General features: G+C 61.9%; 17 protein-coding genes. 8 read left to right on the top strand and 9 right to left on the bottom strand.

Annotated features, from left to right (window positions below; all coding sequences use genetic code 11):
• Positions 1-106 precede the first annotated feature (106 nt).
• The 7 genes from fliP (at position 107) to HHL14_RS14550 (ending at position 10000) form a co-directional block, all read left to right on the top strand.
• The gene (gene fliP, locus HHL14_RS14520) at positions 107-880 is read left to right on the top strand and encodes a flagellar type III secretion system pore protein FliP (RefSeq protein ID WP_329601664.1); all 774 of its coding nucleotides are present in this window, start codon (positions 107-109) and stop codon (positions 878-880) included.
• A gap of 28 nt (positions 881-908) precedes the next feature.
• Positions 909-1178, top strand: a complete 270-nt coding sequence (gene fliQ, locus HHL14_RS14525) for a flagellar biosynthesis protein FliQ (protein WP_169498312.1) — start codon at positions 909-911, stop codon at positions 1176-1178.
• 63 nt (positions 1179-1241) lie between these two features.
• Positions 1242-2024 (top strand): flagellar biosynthetic protein FliR, encoded by a 783-nt coding sequence (fliR, locus tag HHL14_RS14530; protein WP_169498313.1) that lies wholly within the window; start codon positions 1242-1244, stop codon positions 2022-2024.
• A gap of 807 nt (positions 2025-2831) precedes the next feature.
• Positions 2832-5909, top strand: a complete 3078-nt coding sequence (locus HHL14_RS14535; protein WP_169498314.1) for a type I restriction endonuclease subunit R — start codon at positions 2832-2834, stop codon at positions 5907-5909.
• Positions 5899-7191 (top strand): restriction endonuclease subunit S, encoded by a 1293-nt coding sequence (locus tag HHL14_RS14540; RefSeq protein WP_169498315.1) that lies wholly within the window; start codon positions 5899-5901, stop codon positions 7189-7191. The genes HHL14_RS14535 and HHL14_RS14540 overlap by 11 nt, the downstream gene beginning before the upstream one ends.
• On the top strand, positions 7188-8384 hold the full coding sequence (locus tag HHL14_RS14545) for an AAA family ATPase (RefSeq protein WP_169498316.1): 1197 nt from the start codon (positions 7188-7190) through the stop codon (positions 8382-8384). The genes HHL14_RS14540 and HHL14_RS14545 overlap by 4 nt, the downstream gene beginning before the upstream one ends.
• The gene (locus HHL14_RS14550) at positions 8381-10000 is read left to right on the top strand and encodes a type I restriction-modification system subunit M (protein ID WP_169498317.1); all 1620 of its coding nucleotides are present in this window, start codon (positions 8381-8383) and stop codon (positions 9998-10000) included. Before HHL14_RS14545 ends, HHL14_RS14550 begins: the two co-directional genes overlap by 4 nt.
• Positions 10001-10604: 604 nt before the next feature.
• On the opposite strand, the gene flgL is transcribed toward HHL14_RS14550, so the two are convergent.
• The 3 genes from flgL to HHL14_RS14565 form a co-directional block, all read right to left on the bottom strand.
• A complete protein-coding gene (flgL, locus tag HHL14_RS14555) occupies positions 10605-11831 on the bottom strand; it encodes a flagellar hook-associated protein FlgL (RefSeq protein ID WP_169498318.1) in 1227 nt (408 codons plus the stop codon).
• An 11-nt stretch (positions 11832-11842) separates the two neighbouring features.
• Entirely contained in the window at positions 11843-13837 is a 1995-nt protein-coding gene (flgK, locus tag HHL14_RS14560) for a flagellar hook-associated protein FlgK (protein WP_169498319.1), read from the bottom strand.
• 302 nt (positions 13838-14139) lie between these two features.
• Positions 14140-14913 carry a flagellar brake protein gene (locus HHL14_RS14565; RefSeq protein WP_206002328.1) on the bottom strand — a complete coding sequence of 258 codons (774 nt, stop codon included), beginning with the start codon at positions 14911-14913 and terminating at the stop codon, positions 14140-14142.
• A 430-nt stretch (positions 14914-15343) separates the two neighbouring features.
• Between HHL14_RS14565 and HHL14_RS14570 the strand changes: the two genes are divergently transcribed.
• The gene (locus HHL14_RS14570) at positions 15344-15631 is read left to right on the top strand and encodes a hypothetical protein (protein WP_169498321.1); all 288 of its coding nucleotides are present in this window, start codon (positions 15344-15346) and stop codon (positions 15629-15631) included.
• 123 nt (positions 15632-15754) lie between these two features.
• Here the strand turns inward: HHL14_RS14570 and flgJ are convergent, their stop codons facing one another.
• Genes flgJ through HHL14_RS14600 form a run of 6 tightly spaced genes read right to left on the bottom strand, consistent with a single transcriptional unit; the run spans position 15755 to position 21826 of the window.
• The gene (flgJ, locus tag HHL14_RS14575; protein ID WP_169498322.1) at positions 15755-16762 is read right to left on the bottom strand and encodes a flagellar assembly peptidoglycan hydrolase FlgJ; all 1008 of its coding nucleotides are present in this window, start codon (positions 16760-16762) and stop codon (positions 15755-15757) included.
• Positions 16763-16774: 12 nt separating this feature from the next.
• Positions 16775-17944, bottom strand: a complete 1170-nt coding sequence (locus tag HHL14_RS14580; protein ID WP_169498323.1) for a flagellar basal body P-ring protein FlgI — start codon at positions 17942-17944, stop codon at positions 16775-16777.
• A 2-nt stretch (positions 17945-17946) separates the two neighbouring features.
• Positions 17947-18645: a flagellar basal body L-ring protein FlgH gene (gene flgH, locus HHL14_RS14585; RefSeq protein WP_169498443.1), complete on the bottom strand. Its 699-nt coding sequence runs from the start codon at positions 18643-18645 to the stop codon at positions 17947-17949.
• A gap of 29 nt (positions 18646-18674) precedes the next feature.
• Positions 18675-19463, bottom strand: coding sequence for a flagellar basal-body rod protein FlgG (gene flgG, locus HHL14_RS14590; protein ID WP_169498324.1), 789 nt, complete (start codon positions 19461-19463; stop codon positions 18675-18677).
• A 51-nt stretch (positions 19464-19514) separates the two neighbouring features.
• Positions 19515-20273, bottom strand: coding sequence for a flagellar basal-body rod protein FlgF (flgF, locus tag HHL14_RS14595; protein ID WP_169498325.1), 759 nt, complete (start codon positions 20271-20273; stop codon positions 19515-19517).
• Between the two features lie 17 nt (positions 20274-20290).
• A complete protein-coding gene (locus tag HHL14_RS14600; protein ID WP_169498326.1) occupies positions 20291-21826 on the bottom strand; it encodes a flagellar hook-basal body complex protein in 1536 nt (511 codons plus the stop codon).
• Positions 21827-21828 lie beyond the last annotated feature (2 nt).

Consider the following 21828-nt stretch of genomic DNA (forward strand, 5'->3'; position numbering starts at 1 on the left):
CATGCAGTCGGGTTTTCAGGCGGAATGTGTGGGACGTGCGGCGTCTGTCGCGCGCGATGAGGCGGCACGTTTGCCGCGCGCAACATCGCGCTTCGTGCAGCTTCTCATGCAGCTTTTCACGCCGCTGCGCCGCCTCGCCCCGTGGCTGCCGCTCGCCATAGCGGCGCTGCTGTTCGCGCTGCCGACGCTGTCGTTCGCGCAGACCGCCGGCCTGCCCGCGTTCACGACGAGCGCCGGCCCGAACGGCGGCACGACCTATTCGCTGAGCGTGCAGACGATGCTGCTGCTCACGATGCTGTCGTTCCTGCCCGCGATGGTGCTGATGATGACGAGCTTCACGCGCATCATCATCGTGCTGTCGCTGCTGCGCCAGGCGCTCGGCACGACCACCACGCCGCCGAACCAGGTGCTGGTCGGGCTCGCGCTGTTCCTCACGCTGTTCGTGATGTCGCCGGTACTCGACAAGGCCTATAACGAAGGCTACAGGCCGTTCTCCGAAGGCTCGCTGCCGATGGACCAGGCGGTCGCGCGCGGCGTCGCGCCGTTCAAGACCTTCATGCTGCGACAGACCCGCGAGAGCGATCTCGCCCTGTTCGCGCGCATCTCGCACGCGGCGCCGATGCAAGGGCCGGAGGATGTGCCGCTGTCGCTGCTGGTGCCATCGTTCGTGACGAGCGAGCTGAAGACCGGCTTCACGATCGGCTTCACGATCTTCATTCCGTTCCTGATCATCGACATGGTGGTCGCGAGCGTGCTGATGTCGATGGGCATGATGATGGTGTCGCCGGCGACGATTTCGCTGCCGTTCAAGCTGATGCTGTTCGTGCTCGTCGATGGCTGGCAACTGTTGCTCGGCTCGCTCGCGCAGAGCTTCGTCTGAGCGGACCCGCTTTCGCAAGGTACTCACGATGACACCCGAAGCAGTCATGACGCTGGCCCACGAGGCCATGTACGTCGGCCTGATCCTCGCCGCCCCGCTGTTGCTCGTCGCGCTCGTCGTCGGTCTGCTCGTGAGCCTGTTCCAGGCCGCCACGCAGATCAACGAAAGCACGCTGTCGTTCATCCCGAAGCTGCTCGCGATTGCGCTCACGCTGGTGATCGCCGGTCCGTGGATGCTAACGACGATGCTCGACTATCTGCGCCACACGTTCAGCGCGATTCCGACGCTGGTCAACTGAGCGCATGCTCCGAGCCCGTTTCGAGCCCGCTCCCCTGCCCCGCCGCTTTATCGCCCATCTGTCATGTTCACGGTCACCTACGCGCAACTGAACGTCTGGCTGACCGCGTTTCTGTGGCCGTTCGCGCGCATCGCCGCGCTGATCGCGACCGCGCCGCTCTTCAGCAACGCGTCGATGCCCTCGCGCGTGAAAATTGGTCTCGCCGCGTTCACGACGATCGTCGTCGCGCCGACCATCGGCGCGCTGCCGCAGGTCACGGTGTTTTCCGCGGACGGCGTGTGGATCCTCGTCAACCAGTTCCTGATCGGCATCGCGCTCGGCGTGACGATGCAGATCGTGTTCCAGGCGATCGACGCCACCGGCTACTTCATCGGCCTCGGCATGGGCCTCGGCTTCGCGACCTTCTTCGACCAGCAGGCGACCGGCTCCGGCGTCGTGATCTCGCGCTACATGACGACGATCGCGATGCTGGCGTTTCTCGCCGTCGACGGTCATCTGCAGATGCTGGCCGCGTTGGTGACGACGTTCCAGTCGGTGCCGGTGTCGGCCAACCTGCTCGCGCCGCACGGCTGGCAAACGCTCGCGAACTGGGGTGGCGCGATCTTCTCGGCGGGGCTGCTGTTGTCGCTGCCGGTAGTCGTCGCGCTGCTGATCGCGAACCTCGCGCTCGGCATCCTGAACCGCGCGGCGCCGCAGATCGGCGTGTTCCAGATCGGCTTTCCGCTGACAATGCTGGTCGGCCTGCTGCTCGTGCAACTGATGCTGCCGAACATGATTCCGTTCTTCGTGCGGCTGTTCGACAGCGGTATTGATCAGATGGGGCGGGTCGCGGCGGGGCTGAGGTGAGGGGCGGTGGACGGCGGACGAAAAAACCGACGTGCGCCGGTTTTGGTTCATCGTAGATTTCCGGGGAAGGGGTTCCGCTCGACCCTAAGCGGTCTGTCAGATTTGTCCAAAGCAGGCATTCACAACCCCTTACGAGGCGGTTCAGATCACGATCGATAGTGGACGTCTACCGACTTTTGCGCACGGCTACAGCTTGCGGGCTTCCAACGATGTCTCACAGGCTTAGCTCCTTGCGAAGATCTGGGCCGGCCTCTGCGCAGATGAAGCCGTTCAGGTCCGAGAGTCACGCTTTTGTCCGCTCATACTTATTTCAAAGGAAGCGATAGACCTATCCCGCAAGCGGAATAGGGAAAACGCCGCCAGCGGTGGGCATACAACACGAACACGAAGGGCCTTGAGGAGGGTTCCTTGAACTCTCCGTTGCCCGACGTGAACCGGCAGCAGGACGAGAAGCGCCGGCAGGCGAAAGGTTGCCTCGGCTAGAATAGAGGGCTGATAACGGCAAGCAGTAAGCAGTTGGCAGAGTAGAACCTCGAAACGTTCCTGGACCGGGTCCAAGCTAAGTCTTTCGTTCGATGACGAGCCGTGGGGCGTGATCGCGCCGAAAAATCGTTACCGAGTGCGGATTTGCGAAGTTGGCGCTCGACCAGAGCCCGCGCATCAAGGCCTCCCACGACACATGAGCGGAACGTTGGACCTCACACTGGCGAGCTATAAGTGGTTGTAGTACATCCCAACGGACACAAAACATAGCGACCCGCCACCCGCATTGCCTTCCGATCCATAGCCAACGCACATTCCTCCCCCATGCCTTCATCCAAGTTCACCTACGATCTGCCGTCCGGAGCACCGAGCCCTCTCCTCAAAGAAGAGCACATCGAATACGGCTTCCTTGGCAAGCTTCAGAACTTGAAGTACGAATACCGCGACGACATTCGCGATCGCGCCGCGCTGGAAAGGAACTTCCGGGAGAAGTTCGAAGCCCTCAACCGCATCAAGCTGACCGAAGCCGAGTTCGCCAGGCTCCTGGATGAAATAGTTACCCCGGATGTTTACACCGCTGCCAAGACCCTGCGCGGCATCAATGCCTTCACCCGCGACGACGGCACGCCGTTGAACTACACGCTGGTGAACATCAAGGACTGGTGCAAAAACCACTTCGAGGTCGTTCACCAGCTCCGCATCAACACTGACAACAGCCACCACCGCTACGACGTTCTCATCCTCATCAACGGCGTGCCCTGTGTGCAGATCGAGCTGAAAACCCTGGGCGTGAATCCACGCAGGGCCATGGAACAGATCGTCGAATACAAGCACGACCCGGGCAACGGCTACACCAAGACGCTGCTCTGCTTCATGCAGCTGTTCATCGTCAGCAACCGCGACCGCACCTACTACTTCGCCAACAACAACGTCCGCCACTTCGCCTTCAATGCCGACGAGCGCTTTCTGCCCATCTATGAGTTTGCCGGCGAGGACAACCGCAAGATCACCCAACTCGACGAGTTCGCCGAACGCTTCCTGGGAAAGTGCGACCTCGGCCGCACCATCAGCCGCTACATGGTGCTGCTTGCGGGTGAGCAAAAGCTTATGATCATGCGGCCGTATCAGGTCTATGCCGTGCAACACATCGTCAAGTGCATCGACGAAGACAACGGCAACGGCTACATCTGGCACACCACTGGCAGCGGCAAGACGCTCACGTCCTTCAAGGCCTCTACCCTGTTGAAGGAAAACGACCACATTCACAAGTGTGTGTTCGTCGTGGACCGAAAAGACCTCGACCGCCAGACGCGGGAAGAATTCAACAGATTTCAGGAAGGCTGCGTCGAAGAAAACACCAACACCGCTGCCCTCGTGCGCCGCCTGCTTTCAGAGGACTACGCCGACAAGGTCATCGTCACCACCATTCAGAAGCTCGGCCTCGCGCTGGACGAAAACAGCAAGCGCAATAAGCAGCGCAGCAAAAACGGCCAAGCCACCTACAAAGAACAGCTCGAAGCACTGCAGGACAAGCGCATTGTCTTCATCTTCGACGAATGTCACCGTTCGCAGTTTGGCGACAATCACAAGGCCATCAAAGCATTTTTCCCGAAGGCGCAGCTCTTCGGTTTCACCGGCACGCCGATATTCGGTGGACCCAACGGCAACGCCAGTCGCATAAAAATCGACGGTGAGGTGGCCTCGTATCGGACCACCGAGGAGCTCTTCCACAAGCAGCTCCACGCCTACACCATTACCCATGCCATCGAGGATGGCAACGTCCTGCGCTTCCACGTCGACTACTTCAAGCCCGAGGGTAAGAACCCACCAAAGCCCGGCGAAGCCATTGCCAAGAAGGCCGTCATCGATGCCATTCTTGCCAAGCACAATGCAGCCACCGGCGGGCGCCGCTTCAACGCGGTCCTCGCCACCGCGTCCATCAACGACGCCATCGAATACCACGCTCTGTTCAAGACCATGCAGGCGGACAAGCAGGCCACCGATCCCGATTTTAAGCCGCTGAACATTGCCTGCGTCTTCTCCCCGCCTGCCGAGGGCGACCCAGACGTCAAGCAGATCCAGGAAGACCTGCCGCAGGAACAGGTGGACAACGAAGAAGATCCCGAGGGAAAGAAAGCTGCGCTCAAGGCCGTCCTCGCTGACTACAACGCCCGCTACGGCACTAACCACCGCTTGAGCGAGTTCGACCTCTACTACCAGGATGTGCAGAAGCGCATCAAGGACCAGCAGTGGCCCAATGCCGACTACCCTGCCGCGCAGAAGATCGACATCACTATCGTAGTGGACATGCTGCTCACTGGCTTTGATTCCAAGTTCCTGAACACGCTCTATGTGGACAAGAACCTCAAGCACCACGGCTTGATCCAGGCGTTCTCCCGCACCAATCGCGTGCTCAACGGCACCAAGCCCTACGGCAACATCCTCGACTTTCGCCAGCAGCAAGATTCCGTCGATGCTGCCATCGCCCTCTTCTCCGGAGAGAAGACCGACGAGCAGGCGGGGGAAATCTGGCTCGTGGACAAGGCGCCTGTGGTCATCCAGAAGCTGGAGACCGCAGTGCAGAAGTTGGACGACTTCATGACGTCCCAAGGCCTTGCCTGCACGCCATCCGCCGTAGCCAACCTGAAGGGCGACGAGGCCCGCGCCGCCTTCATCAGCTACTTCAAGGAAGTCCAGCGACTCAAAACCCAGCTGGACCAATACACCGACCTCAGCGAAGACAACAAAGCCGCCATCGAACAGGTGCTGCCCGATGAAAACCTGCGCGGCTTCAAAGGCCAGTATCTTCAAACTGCCAAAGAGCTCAGAGCGCAGCAGGGCAAAGACGTCAAGGAAGTTGATGGCCCCGGCAACGATGATCTCGTGGACCAGCTCGACTTCGAGTTTGTCCTCTTCGCTTCCGCCGTCATCGACTACGACTACATCATGGGCCTTATTGCCAAGTTCTCCGCCAAGGGGCCCGGCAAGGCCAAGATGACTCGCGAGGAACTCATCGGGCTCATCAGCGCCGATGCCAAGTTCATGAATGAGCGCGACGACATCGCCGAATACATCGCCACTCTCCAGGCGGGTGAGGGCCTCTCTGAAACCGCCATCCGCGACGGCTATACCCGCTTCAAGTCGGAGAAAAGCGCCAAAGAACTCGCCGACATCGCAGCGAAGCACGGCCTCACCACCGCCGCCCTTCAAAGCTTCGTGGACGGCATCCTCGACCGCATGATCTTCGATGGCGAGCAACTCAGTGACCTGATGGCCCCACTCGACCTCGGCTGGAAAGCCCGCACCAAGGCCGAACTAGCCCTCATGGATGACCTCCACTCCCTCCTCACTAAACGCGCCGGTGGCCGCGAAATTTCAGGACTCAGTGCGTATGAGCAGTAAGAAAAAAACCGCTACGGCAAAGGAAGAGGCAAAGCCTGCGCTGGTGCCGAAGCTACGATTTCCTGCGTTCCGGGGGGAAGAGGGGTGGGCACTCGAAGCGGGTGGCTCGTTGTTTAATCAGATTAATGACCGGAATCCTAAGCCGGGTCTTCCTGTTCTGGCAATCACCCAGGAGCACGGGGCAATTCCCCGGCACATGATTGACTATCACGTCTCGGTAACTGAGAAGAGCCTCGGGAGCTACAAAGTCGTTCGCGTCGGCGACTTCATTATTAGTCTCAGATCGTTCCAAGGCGGTATTGAGTATTCCCGTTATCACGGAATCTGTAGCCCGGCCTATGTAATCCTCCGTCGTCGGGGTGAAGGAAGCGACGAGTACTTTCGACACTACCTCAAGACTGATCGATTCATTCGAATTCTCACTAAAAACCTCGAAGGGTTGCGTGATGGAAAGATGATCAGCTACGCGCAGTTCTCAGATCTGATGCTGCCGGTTCCCAAACCCACCGAACAACAAAGGATTGCCGAGTGCCTGAGTTCGGTAGATGGAGTGATCGCTGCGCAGGCGCGCAAATTAGACGTACTCAAGTCCCATAAAAAAGGGCTGATGCAGCAGCTTTTCCCCCGCAAAGGCGAAACCCAACCTCGCCTCCGCTTCCCCGAATTCCAGAATGCCGGGGAGTGGGTAGCGAGGCGGGTCGATGAACGGGGCGAGGTGCTCGCGGGAAAGGCATTGGCGGTCAATGCGCCGGGCCAACTGCGACCATATTTACGAACGAAAAACGTCTTGGACGGTGCAATCGATCTCTCAGACATGCTGACGATGCCCATGACCGACGCTGAGTTCAGCCGATTCGAGATTCTCGACAAGGACATCCTGCTGAACGAAGGGCAATCATTGGAGCTCGTGGGCCGTGCGTCGCTATACCGCGGCGAGTTCGGAGGACGCTGTGCGATGCAGAACCAATTGCTTCGCTTTCGTTCTTTCCCATCAACATGTCCGGAGTTCGCTGCACAAGTCTTTCGAAAATGCCAGAAGGACGGGACGTTTGCAGGAATTGCGACTAAAACAACCTCAGTGGCTCATCTTGGCAGTTCTAGGTTCAGCGCGCTTGAGCTAGCTTGGCCGCCAACGCTCCCCGAGCAACAACGTATCGCTTCGTGTCTGAGCAGTCTCGACGCGCTGATCACCGCCGAAACTCAAAACCTCGAAGCCATCAAGACCCACAAAAAAGGGTTGATGCAGAAGCTCTTCCCATCCTCGGAAGAGGTTAATGCATGAGCGCAAAGCCAAAGATCAACAAATACGCCAACCTCAGGACACTCACGAGAAAGCTGCGTGACGATCTGGGCGGAGTAGAGCTCATCCTTATGTATGCCTACAACCGCACTGGCAAGACGCGGCTGTCGATGGAGTTCAAGGAAGAGGGAAAGCGCAAGAACAATGGCACTGCCGACACCCTCTACTTCAACGCATTTACCGAAGACTTGTTCACCTGGGACAATGATCTAGACGGTGATGCTGTTCGACAGCTCCAACTCAATCCCAACTCCACCTTCTTCAATGGCCTGAAAGACCTCGCACTGGACGAAACGATTGCGGGCTATCTCGACCGCTACGCGGACTTCGATTTCGACATTGACTACGAGACATGGAAGGTCTCTTTCCGCAATGGTGAAGCCGAGAACATCAAGATCTCCCGTGGCGAGCAGAACATCTTCATCTGGTGCCTCTTCATGGCCATTTGCGAGCGGATGCTCGACGGTCACGTCTCCTATCAGTCCAACAAATATCTCTACATCGATGACCCCATCTCTTCACTGGACGATAACAACGCTATCGCCGTGGCCTGCGACCTCGCCCAACTCCTGCGCCGGGCTGCGAGCCGCAAAGGCCAGAACGGCGCTCCCGCGCCCATCAAGGTTGTTTTCTCGTCTCATCACGCCCTTTTCTTCAACGTGATGTGCAACGAGATTGGCAGAGCGAAAGAGGGCGAGCCGAGGGTGAACCACAAGCGCTACTTTCTGCACCGCCCGAACGGAGACGGTGCATATACCCTGCGAGCCACCGAGGACACGCCCTTTTTCCATCACGTCGCGTCACTCGCTGAGCTTCAACTTGCCGCGGCCCCCAACACCGGCAAGCTCTACACCTTCCACTTCAACGCCCTGCGCAGCATCATGGAAAAAACGGCGTCGTTCTTCGGCCACGCTGACATCTCCTTCTGCCTCAAGGCGCTGAGCATCGAGGAAGACCGTGCACTCTACAACCGCGCGCTGAACCTCCTCAGTCACGGCAAATACGCCATCCACGAACCGACCGAAATGGGGGAGGACAACAAAGAGCTGTTCCGGCGCATTCTGGGAGACTTCACCGCCAAATTCCAGTTTGACCTGCCTGACATTCTTGAGACGGCACCGACACCGACCGCAGCACCTACAGCACCCGCCGCCGCACCGGCCACGACCCTATGAACGAATCCAATCAAAAGCAACTCAACCAGACCCTTTGGAGCATCGCTGACCAATTGCGCGGGGCCATGGATGCGGACGACTTCCGCGACTACATGCTGTCCTTCCTTTTCCTGCGCTACCTCTCGGACAATTACGAAACGGCGGCAATGAAGGAGTTGGGGCGGGACTACCCTGATGTGGAAAGCAACACCCGCGAGGTGCCGCTGGCGCTCTGGTATGCGAACAACATTGACGACGTTTCGGCGTTCGAGAAGCAGATGCGCCGCAAGGTGCATTACGTCATTCAGCCCGCGCACCTCTGGAACAGCATCGCCAACCTGGCCCGCACCCAGAACGCGGAGCTACTGAACACGCTGCAAGCGGGCTTCAAGTACATCGAGACGGAATCCTTCGCGAGCACCTTTCAGGGCCTGTTCTCCGAGATCGATCTGAGTTCTCCCAAGCTCGGCAAAACCTACGCCGACCGGAACCTTAAGCTCTGCGCTATCATTCAGAAGATCGCGGAAGGGCTGGCGGAGTTCTCCACGGACATCGACGCGCTGGGCGATGCCTATGAATACCTGATCGGCCAGTTTGCCGCTGGGTCCGGCAAGAAGGCGGGCGAGTTCTACACCCCGCAGCAGATTTCCGACATCCTCTCCGCCATCGTCACGCTGGACAGTCAGGAACCCAAAACCGGTACCAGGAAGCGGCTGGAAAGCGTGCTGGACTTTGCCTGCGGCTCTGGCTCGCTGTTGCTCAACGTGCGCAAGAAGGTGGCCAAGGCGGACGGCACCATCGGCAAGATCTTTGGACAGGAAAAGAACATCACGACCTACAACCTCGCGCGCATGAACATGCTGCTGCACGGGGTTAAGGACACGGAGTTCGAGATCTTCCACGGCGACACCCTGCTCAACGAGTGGGACATGATGCGGGAGCAGAATCCGGCCAAGAAGCCAAGATTTGACGCCATCGTCGCCAACCCGCCTTTTAGCTACCGCTGGGAACCGACCGACGCGCTGGCCGACGACGTGCGCTTCAAGAGCCACGGCCTCGCGCCCAAGTCCGCTGCCGACTTCGCTTTCCTGCTGCATGGCTTCCACTACCTCAAAGACGAAGGCGTAATGGCCATCATCCTGCCGCACGGCGTGCTGTTCCGAGGTGGGGCGGAAGAACGCATTCGCACCAAACTGCTGAAGGACGGGCACATCGACACGGTGATCGGCCTGCCCGCCAATCTGTTCTATTCCACCGGCATCCCAGTCTGCATCCTGGTGTTGAAGAAGTGCAAGAAGCCGGACGATGTCCTGTTCATTAACGCAAGCGGGCCGGAGCACTTCGAAAAAGGCAAACGCCAGAACCAGCTCAAGCCCGAGCACATCGCCAAGATCATCAAGACCTACCAGTTCCGCGAGGAAGAGACGCGCTACTCACGCAAGGTGGAGATGGCCGAGATCGAAAAGAACGATTTCAACCTGAACATCTCGCGCTATATCAGCACGGCGGTGAGCGAGACGGAGATTGTTCTGGATGAGACTCACCAAGAGCTGGTGGAGATTGAAAAGGCGATTGCGGCTGCGAAGGACAAGCACAACGCTTTCCTTAAAGAACTGGATTTGAAGCCGTTGCCATAGACGCTCACACTGACTTGTCCGTGCAGGCCCCTCCTCACCCTCGGCCCGCGCGAAGATAGTCTCGGCATGCTGCTGCACCAGACGGTCCAATGTAGTCTGCTCCGGGCGGCGGCGCTCGTGGTGAACAAGTGCGCCGTCCGGCGCCCGCCGGGGCTGCCGGTCAATGGCTTGCACGCAGGACTCCAGGAAGATTGGGAACCGGTATGGTCTCGAGCCCTTATGCCGCGTCTCAATCGCTCCGAGCGTCGCCTACCGATGCGCGTCTGCCTCTGTAGTGTCTCGTTTTTGCGAACACTTGACGGTTACTTCCGGCGCGACGTCGACGAGACGAGGAGCCGGGAAGCTGTCTGTCGTCACCGTCTGCTTATGGCCGATACTGTTGAAAAAGTCGCTAACCGTGTGTCTCGCGAGACTTTTGGGGGTCTTCTCACCCTTGACCAACATTCGCGGGCGGCTTGCGGGTCGATCTGAGAGGTCGATTTTATCGGTTGCTGATTGCTCAGGCCGCGCAGCGACTTTTTCAACAGTATCGGCCAACTACAACCTGTCGGCAACGCCCCGGAAACCAGCAAAGGAGTCTTTTTTCCGGCTGCCGCCGTATGCATCAATTATTGATGTACTGGAACAACGACATATTCTGAATCTGCACAAACGCCTGCTGCGAAGCCTGCAACGCCGCCTGCTGCATCGTGTACTTGCTGATCGTCGATACCAGATCCGTCGAGGTCAGGTCCGAGAGATCGCTTTGCGTTTGCGTCGAGTTGGTCTGCGTGACCGTCTGCAACGCCTGCACTTCCTGTTCGCGGCCGCCCACCGACGCCTGGATCGCGGTGACGTTGCTCAGCGTATTGGAGAGCTGCGACATGCCCGTGTTCAGCGCGTTCTGCAGATTCGCGGTGGCCGCCGTATTGCCCGTGACCGGCTGCTGCAGTGCCGAGATCATCGCGTTCAGATTCGCGAACACGTCGGTGCCTGCCTGCTTGGCCGGCTGCACCGTGAAGTTGTCGCCGGCGGCCGGCGTGCCGGTGATCGCGACGGTCTGGCCGGCCATCGTGATGTCGGAGCCCGCCGTGTAGGTCTGCGGCGTGCCGGCCACGCCGGTGGTGGTGTCGGTGATCGTATAGGCGAGCGTCGAGCCGCTGCCGCTGAACGCAATCTGGTAGGAGTCCGCGTTCGCCACGTTGGTCGGATCGTTCACCGTCACCGCGCCGATCACACCTGTGCCGGTATTCGCCGAATTGCCGCTAGCGATCGGCTCGGCATTGGCCGCGCCGACGCTCATGAACACCGCCTGACCGTTATCGCCGGTCGCCACCTGGTTGCTGCCGGTGACCTGCACCATGCGCGTGCCGGTGTCGCCCGAATAAACCACGGCGCCGCTCGCGTTGGTCGTGAACGCCTGGGCTGAATTCTGAAAGCCTGAGAACAGCGAATTGCCGGCACTGTCGGTCGAATTCGCGTAGGTCAGCAACTGGTCGCGCAGGCTCGTCAGCTGCGCCGCAATCGCCGTGCGGTCGGCGTCGTTCAACGAACCGTCGCTCGCGCGGATGGCCTGTGTATTGACACTTTGCAACGTGCTCAGCACGCTGCTGAGCGTCGAATCCTCGGCCTGCAGCGACGACAGCGCCGCGCTCTGGTTGGTCGTGTACTGCGACAGCGCGGTCGCCGTCGAGCTGAGCTGCACGGCCTGCGCCGCGCCGAGCGGATTGTCCGCGGGCGTGGTCAGGCTCGAACCGCTCGAGATTTCCTGGTAGATCTGCGACAACTGAGCCTGCTGGTTGCTCATCGTCGCCACGTTCATGCTGAAGTACTCGGCGCTGGAGATACGCATGATTCAAGCCCTTACGAGAAGATGCCGAGCAGCGTCTGGAACAGCGTCTGCGCGGTCTGGATGACCTTGCTGTTGGCCTGATAGAGCTGCTGATACTGAAGCAGATTCGCTGCTTCCTCATTGATATTGACGCCCGACACCGACTGCTGCGCCGACGTGATCTGCGTGACCAGCGTGCTTTGCGCGGTGGCCGAGGTCTGGATCTGGGTAGCCTGGTTGCCGATGTTGTTCACGTAGGTCGCGTACGCGGACGTCAGCGTCGACGTGCCGCCCGAGAGCACCTGCGCGGTGGTCAGGTTCGACAGCAGTTGCGCGTTGCGGCCGTCGTTGGCCGCGCCGGTGTTCGGCCCGATCGTGAACGTGTCGCCGTTGGCGGGCGCGCCGCTAAGCGTGACCGTCACGTTGTTCATCACGCCCGCGCTCGTCGAATTGCTCGGGTTGGTGATCGTCAGCGTCGCGCCCGAGGACGACGAGTACGGCACCGCCGTCGTCGACGAACTGATCGTGTACGACGTGGACGGCGAGCCGGCGACCGTCACCACCGAGCCGACCGGAAAACCGGTGAGGCCAGTGCCCGACGTATAGGTGATCGTCGACGCGCTGGTCGGCGCGCTGTAGCCGCTCGTCACCGTGCCCTGCGTGATCGTCGCGCTGCCGGTATTCGACGACGACGCCGACGCCAGCACTGGCGCCGCCGCCGCGATTGCCGACGCGGAGGTGGTGGTCAGCGCGAAGCCGTCGAGCGCGCCGCGCGTCGGCTGGACGGAGAACGAGTCGCCCGCGTTCATCGTGCCGCTCGCGACCGAGAACTGCAGGCCGCCGATCGGGTTGTTCAGGTTCGACGCCGCGCCGACGATGCCGCCGGTCTGGTTGTCGGTCAGCGTGTAGGTGCTGCCGTCGTACGACAGCGTGTAGTCGCCGGTGGTCGGCTGCGTCGCGTCGGCGAACGACACGCCGAGCGTCGCGGTGCCGGTGTTCTTCGAGTTCGAGTACACGGTCGGCGAGCCGACGGTGAAGAGCGCACCGCCCGCGGTGCCGTTCAGCGTGAGGCCAAGTTCGTTCTGCTGGTTGACCTGCGCGGCGAAGCTCGTCGCGATCGCGCCGAGTTGCGCTTCGGCTGGATCGAGCGTTTGCGAGCGGAACTGCAGCAGGCCGCCCAGTGTGCCGCCGGACACGTTGGTGTCGGACAGCGTCTGCGGAGTCGGCGTCGGCTTCGCGCCGGCCTGGCCGAGATACTGCACCGACAGCTCGCTCGGATCGCTCGACGAGGTCGCCGTGCCGAGATTGAAGCTGTTGCCGGACAGCACCAGCGGCTGCCCGTTCGACATGAACAGGCTGTAGCTGCCGTTGTCCTGCACCACCGACACGCCGATCAGTTGCGACAGGTTCGACACCGCTTCGTCGCGTGCGTCGAGCAACTGGTTCGGCTGCTGGCCCTGCGCGCTCGCCTGGGTGATCTGCGTATTCAGCGACGCGATCTGCGCGGTATAGGTGTTGATCTGCGTGACCGCGTTGCTCAGCTGCGTGTTGACGCTCGCGCGCAGCGAGTCGTATTGCTCGCCCGCCGCGTTGATCTGGTTGGCGAGCGTCTGCGCGTCGCTGATCGCGGTCTGCCGCGTCGAGGTGCTCGACGCGTCGTTGGCCACGTTCTGCAGGCCCGTGAAATAGCCGGTGATGGCGCTCGCAATCCCCGAGGTCGGAATGCCGACCAGGTTGTTGAGCTGCGTGATCATCGTGTTGTACGCGCTGAGCGAGCTGCTCGTCGACTGCGCGTTGTTCAGCTCGGTCGAGAGGTACTGGCTGTACTGGCGCTGCACGGTGTCGGTCGAGACGCCCATCGGCAGATAGCCGGAGCCGGTATAGGTGCCGCTCGCCTCCGAATACACCGGCGTTTCCATCGAGTAGCCGGGCGTCGACGAATTGCTGATGTTCTCACCAGTCGTCGTCAAACCCCATTGGGCCGCGTTGAGTCCGCTAAGGCCGATAGTCAAGAGAGTGCTGGACATGCGTCATCCTGAGGGGCGGCATCGCAGACATGCCGCCGCGTTACTGGAACATCCTCTTTAACGGCCCGCCGTGCGAAAAATTGAGGGCCATTCCATTGCGTTCGAGTCGGCGTTTACGTCGTGTTGGCGCTGACGTGTTTGCTTGCGTTTTTGCTAGCCGCGCGCGTTGCCGCGCAGGCGAGTGCAACGTTTGCTTCGCAGCTCGAAACGTTGGTGCGAGCCGAGTGGGCGGATCGCACCATGTGAATCGTGTTCGGTGCGCGCCCGGTTGCGGGCGTGCGGCATGCCGCGTCCCGCTTCGCTTACCGCACCAGCGAACGGCGTTTCATTTCCAGCTGCGTGATAAGCCGTTGCAGCGTGTTTTCCGCGCTGCCCGGCAGCGACAGGAAACGGAAGCCGAGCTGATAGCGCTGCGTGCCGTTCGGCAACGAGAGCGAGCGATGCGACACCAGTTGCAGATCGAGCGACAGCCGCCCGAGCCCGCCGAACACGAGCTCGCAGTCCATCAGGCGCGTGCCCATCGGTAATTCGGCGACGCGATCGTCGGTCGTGCGCATGCCGACGCCGCCCAGCGACAGATCGTGCACCTCGAAGCGGAACGCGTCGCCCTCGGGGAAGCGGCCGGTACACATGTACGGGTCGAGAATCGGCGCGCTCACGCGGAAGTATTCGCGGCGCTGCACGTAGAACAGCACGTCGGGGAAGTCGGCCTCGAACGCGGGCAGTCCTTCGAAGCGCGTTTCGCGCGGCGTCGCGGTCGCGAACTCGACGCGCACGCCGTCGGGTGCGGCGTGGAACTGGCAGCGCGGCGCGCCGAGCAGTCCGCGGTTCTGCTCGGAGAGCGCGCCCCAATCGAAGGTGAAGGTACGCTCGCGCACGTCGACGTCGAGCAGACGCGTGACGAGTTGGCCGCCCGCATATTCGACGGTGAGGAAATCGCCGCGATTGACGAGGTTGCGCAATTGCACGCCGATTTCCAGCGGATTGCGGCGACCGAAGTCGGGCACGCTGTCGTCTTGCGGGATGTGCGACTGGCCGCGCAGGTCGGTCTGGCCGTTCGACTGATTCATATCCATGGGCTTGCCGGTTTGCATGTTCTTGCGGGCGCGTGCCGCAGCTCGACCGTCGATATTCTCGGTCTTCCTGCAAAGCCGCAACGCGCGCGTTCGACCGGACCTTACAACGCTATTCCGGTATCGGGTCTAACTCGTTAGCGGCAGCATTCAGCCAAAATTTAGGGGCTTTTATTAAATATTTGCTGGAAATTTCGCGCAAACGTTAAAACGCGGTTCGCTTCGCTCTCCGTTCCCGCAGCCCGATTCTGTCGCTTATTACCCGCACAGCCCGCGCAAATCTGATCCGGATGCTATTTCGGGATGTTCATCGGGAGTAGAGTCAGACGTCGTCAATGCATGGGTTCAGCTATGAGTTTTGGCTATTACGGCAGTCTCAATACAGGCAAGCGTGGGCATCTTTTCTCGGACAGTGTGAGAGGAGCGGGTTGAGATGGAAAAGAGACCACCGCGCTACGTTGTCATCGCTTATGACGAAGACGAACAGGAACTAAAAGTCTGCACGCTGCCTCGAGATTCGCTTGCCGGACAAATGAATGCCGCACTGGTTGTTCCCTGGCGTCTGGAAGATGTCGACTTCAAGCTCGATGACGAATCCGCCCGCACAATCGGCGGTGTGGTGTTTGGCCTGTTGGCCGTGCATCAACCCGCGCTGAAGCAATACATCAGCGTGACACCTCATCCGGACGCAATCGGGCGTCCCGCCCCGTCCGCCGAATAGCGCTTCATCTGGATGGCTGAGTATTTTCCTGTTCGGCCGATCGTCGCGGATCGGCCGACCGCCTCGCGGCAGCCGGCCTCCTCCGTCTTCTTATGCAAGTGGCCCCGTCGCCTGCATTCTGAATCAGCTCATCTTCTGCATGATCGACAGCAGTTTTTTCGCGTAGTGCGGGTCGGTCGCGTAACCGGCGCGCTGCATGCCGTTGGCAAAGCCATTCACGTCGCGCGACGAATTGATCACCTGCGCGTAGCGCGGATTGCTCTTCAGCAGACTCGCGTAGTCCTTCATCGCCTCTTCATACGAGTCGTACGAGCGGAATTTCTCGACCGTGCGATGCGGCGTGCCGTTCACATATTCGGTCGTGACCGTCGACACGGTCTTGCCGGTCCAGTCGTTGCCCGCCTTGATGCCGAACACGTTGTGGCTGGTCGAGCCGTCGGTCTTCTTGATCTCGCTCTTGCCCCAGCCCGATTCGAGCGCGGCCTGGCCGATGATGAAGCGCGCCGGAATCCCGGTCGCGGCGCTCGCGGCCTGAGCCGGCGCGGCGAGCTTGTCGACGAACGCGTCGACCTTCGACGAGCTGCCGTCGCCGCGCAACGGCGGGGTCAGCGCGCTATTGGCCGAGTAGCCCTTGCCGAGCGCGAGCTGGCCGTTTGCCTGGGCATTGCCGTAGGCGCGCGCGAGCGCATTGAGCGCCGCGCTCTGGCCTTCGTCGCCGCCACCGCTGCCGCCGCCGAGCGCGTTGGCCATGCCGGCGAAACCGCTCGCGCCAGCGCCGCCGTTCGCGCCGCCCGCCTGAATGCCCTGGTTACGCATCAGCTGCTTGAGCATCGCGTCGGCGACGCCGATGCCCTTCTTCGACAACTGCTGCGCCATCTGCTGATCCATCATCGACGTGAAGGTCGCCGTGTCGTGCGAATCGAACGGACCGTCCTGCGGCGTCGCATCGCGCATGCTCTTCAGCATCATCTGCGTGAACACCGCGTCGAACTGCTGCGCGGCCATCTTCATGCCGGCCTGCGGCGAAGCCTTCGCCTGCGCGCTGAGTGCGCCGAAGCCCTGCACGTCGAGTGCGAACCGGCTACTGAGGTCGTTCGCGGAACTGACGGAATGGGTCGTATCCGAATTCATCTGGCGTCTTCCTTAGATGATTTCCAGGTCGGCGCGCAACGCACCGGCCGCCTTCATGGCCTGCAGGATCGACATCAGATCCGCGGGCGTTGCGCCGAGCGCGTTGAGCCCCTTCACCACCTCGGCGAGGTTCGCACCGGCATTCACCATCTTCAGCGCGCCGTTGTCCTGCTTCATCTGGATCTGCGACTGCTGCGCGACCACCGTGCGGCCATTCGAGAACGCGCCCGGCTGGCTCACCACCGGCTGCGTGTTGATCACCACCGACAGATTGCCGTGCGCGACCGCGCAGTTCTGCAGCGTGACCATCTGGTTCATCACGATCGAGCCGGTGCGCGCGTTCAGGATCACTTTCGCGGCCGCCTGCGCGGGCCGCACGTCGAGGTTCTGCAATTGCGCCATGAACGCGACCTGCTGCTGCGGATCGGCCGGCGCGCGTAACTGGATCGTGCGGCCGTCGAGCGCGGTCGCGGTGCCGCTACCGAACGCGTTGTCGATCGCGGCGACGACGCGCTGCGTGGTGTCGTAGTCCATGTCGTTCAGGTCGAGCTGCATCGTGCCCGCCTGCGACACCGAGGTCGGCACCGAGCGTTCGACGATCGCGCCGCTCGCGATGCGCCCGGCCGCCAGCTGGTTGACCTGCACCTTGCTGCCGTTCGCGCTCGCGCCCGCGCCGCCCACCGCGACATTGCCCTGGCCGAGCGCATACACCTGGCCGTCGGCGCCCTTGAGCGGCGTGAGCAGAAGCGTACCGCCGCGCAGGCTCTTCGCATTGCCGAGCGACGACACCGTGATGTCGATCTGCTCGCCGGGCCGCGCGAACGGCGGCAGCACCGCCGTCACCATCACCGCAGCGACGTTCTTCAACTGGATGTTCGACAGCGACGACTGCGAGTTGCTGGAGCCCGCCGCCTGGTTGTTGATCGAGATGCCGAGGTTCGCCAGCATGTTGGCGAGCGTCTGCGTGGTGAACGGCGTCTGCGTGGTCTGGTCGCCGGTGCCGTCGAGGCCGACCACGAGGCCGTAGCCGATCAGCGGGTTGTCGCGCACGCCCTGGATCTGCGCGAGATCCTTCAGACGCTCCGCATGCGCGGGCGTCGCCGCCGGCAACGCCGCGCCGGCCAGCGCGACGAACAGAATGGCGCGGCCCGCGCGCGACAAGGTTCTGGAGATCGCGTTCATGCTCACCACGGCGACACGTTGAGGAAGAACCGCTGCAGCCAGCCCATGTTCTGCGCTTCGTCGATGTAGCCCTTCGCCGAGTACTCGATTTTCGCGTCGGCGACCTGGGTCGAATACACCGCGTTGAGGCTCGAAATCGTGTTCGGATTCACCACGCCCGAGAAGCGCACGAACTCGTTGCCCTGATTGATCAGCATCTGCTTCTCGCCGCTCACGATCAGGTTGCCGTTCGCCTGCACGCCGGTCACGGTCACGGTGATCGTGCCGTTGAAGGTGTTCGACGCATTCGCGCCGCCGGTGCCGGCAAAGCCGTTGGTGCCGGTCGCGCTCAGGTTGGTCTTGCCGAACAGCCCGCCGAGAAAGCCGGCGGTCGGCACGTTGAAGGCGGTGTTGCCGTTGCGGCTCGCATTCGCGCCCGAGTTCTTCGTCGCGTTGATGTTCTCGGCGATCACGATCGTGATGATGTCGCCCACGTTGCGAGGCCGCTGATCTTCGAACAGCGGACGGCCCGCGTAGCCCGGGTTGTAGATCGAGCCCGGCGCCTGGGCCTGCGGCGGCGCCGGCGGCAGCGCGGTCATCGGCTGCTGGGTGATCGGTTCCTTCGGCACGAGGCCGCAGCCGCCGAGCGCGGCGAGCAGCGCGAGCTGCACGAGCGCCTCGGCCGTGCGCGAATGAACCGGAGTACGAGTGGAGTGCGACATCATCATTTACCGCCTTTAATTCCCAGTCCTCAAACCTGCATCTGGCTCAAGGTCTGCAGCATCTGATCGGACGTGGTCACGGCCTTGCTGTTGATTTCGTACGCGCGCTGCGTCTGGATCATGTTGACCAGCTCCTGCACCACGTTCACGTTCGACGCTTCCACATAGCCCTGGTTGAGCGTGCCCGCGCCGTTCAGGCCCGGCTGCGCGACGTTCGGCGCGCCCGACGATGCGGTCTCCGCGAACAGGTTTTCGCCCTTCGCGTCGAGGCCGGCCGGGTTGATGAAGGTCGCGATCTGCATCGAGCCGAGCTGCTGCGTCGCGCTCGAACCCGCCACGGTGATCGACACCGCGCCGTCGCTGCCGATCGTCATCGAGGTCGCATTGTTCGGGATCGTGATCGCCGGGATCACCTGGTAGCCGCTCGAGGTCACGAGCTGGCCCTGCGCGTTGGTCTGGAACGAGCCGTCGCGCGTGTAGGCGGTGGTGCCGTCGGGCATCTGCACCTGGAAGAAGCCGGCGCCGTTGATCGCGACGTCCTTCGAGTTGCCGGTCTGCTGCAGGTTGCCCTGTGTGTACAGACGCTCGGTCGCGACCTGCTGCACGCCGGTGCCGAGCTGGATGCCGGACGGCAGTTCGGTCTGCTGCGTCGAGTTCGCGCCGGGCTGGCGGATGGTCTGATACAGCAGATCCTCGAACACCGCGCGCGAGCCCTTGAAGCCGTTGGTGCTGACGTTCGCGAGGTTGTTCGAGATCACGTCCATCTGCGCCTGTTGCGCATTCATGCCGGTAGCGGCGATGTAGAGCGAGCGATTCACAATTTTTCTCCCAGGTCACGGGCGCGCTCTCAAGCGCGCCGTGGCAATTCGTTAGCTGAAGCTGAGCAGCTGGTTGGCGGACTGATCGTTCTTGTCGGCGTTCTGCAGCAGTTGCGTCTGCATCTGGAACTGCCGTGCGTTGGTGATCATCGAGACCATCGCGCTCACCGGATTCACGTTGCTGCCCTCGAGCGATGCCGGCGCCAGCGTGACGGTTGGATCAGCGTCGGCGGGGTTGCCGTCGGCGGTACGAAAGAGGCCGTCGTCGCCGCGCGTGAGCGACTGCGGATCGGGGTTCACGAGCTTCAGCTGGTCGACGGTCACGACCGCGGTCGGCGGATCGCCCGGCGTCAGTGCCGACACCGTGCCGTCCTTGCCGATCGTGATCTGCGCGCCGGGCGGCACCGACACCGGACCGCCGTTGCCGAGCACGACCTGGTTGGTCGCGTTCACGAGCTGGCCGTTTTCGTCGATGTGCAGATTGCCGGCGCGCGTGTAGGCCTCGTTGCCGTCGGCGGTCTGCACCGACAGCCAGCCCGCGCCCTCGATCGCGACGTCGAGCGGATTGCCGGTCTGCTGGATCGGCCCCGGCGTGTAGTCGGCGCCCGGCGTCGACGACAGCACGAAAGTGCGGGTGGTGTCGTCGTTGACCGTGCTGCCGTCGCCGAACGACATCGGCACGGCGCGGAAGGTTTCGAGCTGTGCGCGAAAGCCCGTCGTCGATGCGTTCGCGAGATTGTTCGCGACGATCGCCTGTTGCTCGAGCGCCTGCGTACTGCCCGACATCGCGGTGTAGATCAGCCGATCCATGAGGAGGTCCCGTTCGCTTACAGGTTGATCAGGGTCTGGTCGACGGCCTGCTGGGTCTTGATCGTCTGCGCGTTCGCCTGATAGTTGCGCTGCGCGGTGATCAGGTTGACCAGCTCGCTCGTCAGGTCGACGTTCGAGTTCTCGACCGCGCCGCCTTGCAGCACGCCGTGATTGGTCGAGCCCGGCGTCGAAATCTGCGCGACGCCCGAAGCGGAGGTCTGGCCGTATTCGTTGTTGCCGAGGTCGACGAGGCCGTTCTCGTTCGAGAAGTTCGCGAGCACGATCTGGCCGAGCGCGGCGGTCTGGCCGTTCGAGTAGTTGCCGGTCAGCGTGCCGTCGCTGCCGACCGTGAAGCTGGTCAGCTGGCCCGCCGCATAGCCGTTGGTCGACAGGCTGTTCACACCGTCCTTGCCGCCGTACTGCGTGGTGCCGGCGATGTTCAGCGTGATGTTCTGCGGCGTGCCCGAGCCGTCGGTGGTCGGGATCGCCACGTTGAACGCGCCGAGCGTGGTGGTCGGGGTATAGGTGGTCGGCGTCGTGGACGTATCGGCCTGGCTCGTGCTGACCAGCGTGCCCGACGAATTGAAGTTCGCCGTGCCGATCAGCGTCGCGGTGCCGGTCGCGGAGCCCGCGTACACGTTCCACGTTCCCGAGGCCGTCTTCGCGAAGTACATGTTGACCGTCTGCGAGCCGCCGAGCGTGTCGTAGGCGGTCGTGCTGGTCGAGTAGTTGTAGGTCGTCGAGCTGTTCTGGTTGAAGGCGGTCGGGTTCTGCGTGACCGAGTAGCTGTCGTTTGCTGCCGGCGTGCCGCTGAACGTGATGCTTTCGCCGTTGCCGAGCGTGATCGCGGTGCCGGCGGTGTAGGTGCCGGTCACCGGGGCGGAGTTCGGATACGTCGTGTCCTGCACCGAGTAGCCGCCGGCGCCGTCGAACGTAATCGTGTAGTTGTCGGTATTGGTGCCCGCGGTCGCGTCGGTGATCGTTGCGCCGGTCGTGGTCAGCGACCCGGTGTTGGTGTTACTGGCCTGCACGGTCGGCGCGCCGAGCATGATGGCGTCCTGCGCGTTCAGGTTCAGGCCCGCGGTGATCGTGGTGGTCGCCTGCGGCGCGATGTTCGCGGTCGGCACCTGCAGCGGCACGGTCTGCGCGGTGTTGATGATGCCCGAGCTGTTGGCCGCGTAGCCCATCAGGTCGAGGCCCTGTGCGTTGGTGATGTAGCCGTTCTTGTCGAGCTGGAACACGCCGTTGCGCGAATAGGTCAGCGTGCCGTTGTTCGACATCTGGAAGAAGCCGTTGCCGTTGATCGCCACGTTCAACGCCTGGTTGGTCGTCGTGATCGTGCCTTGCGAGAACTGCTGCTGCACTTCGGACAGCTGCGTGCCGATGCCGATCTGCTGGCTCACGGCGGTCGCGATCGAATTCGCGTACATGTCGGCGAATTCGGCGGTGCCGCTCTTGAAGCCGACCGTGTTGGCGTTGGCGATGTTGTTGCCGATCACGTCGAGATCGCTCGACGACGCCGACAGCCCGCTCAAACCTTGTTGGTAACCCATGA

The sequence above is a fragment of the Paraburkholderia antibiotica genome, from assembly GCF_012927125.1.
GTDB lineage: Bacteria > Pseudomonadota > Gammaproteobacteria > Burkholderiales > Burkholderiaceae > Paraburkholderia > Paraburkholderia antibiotica.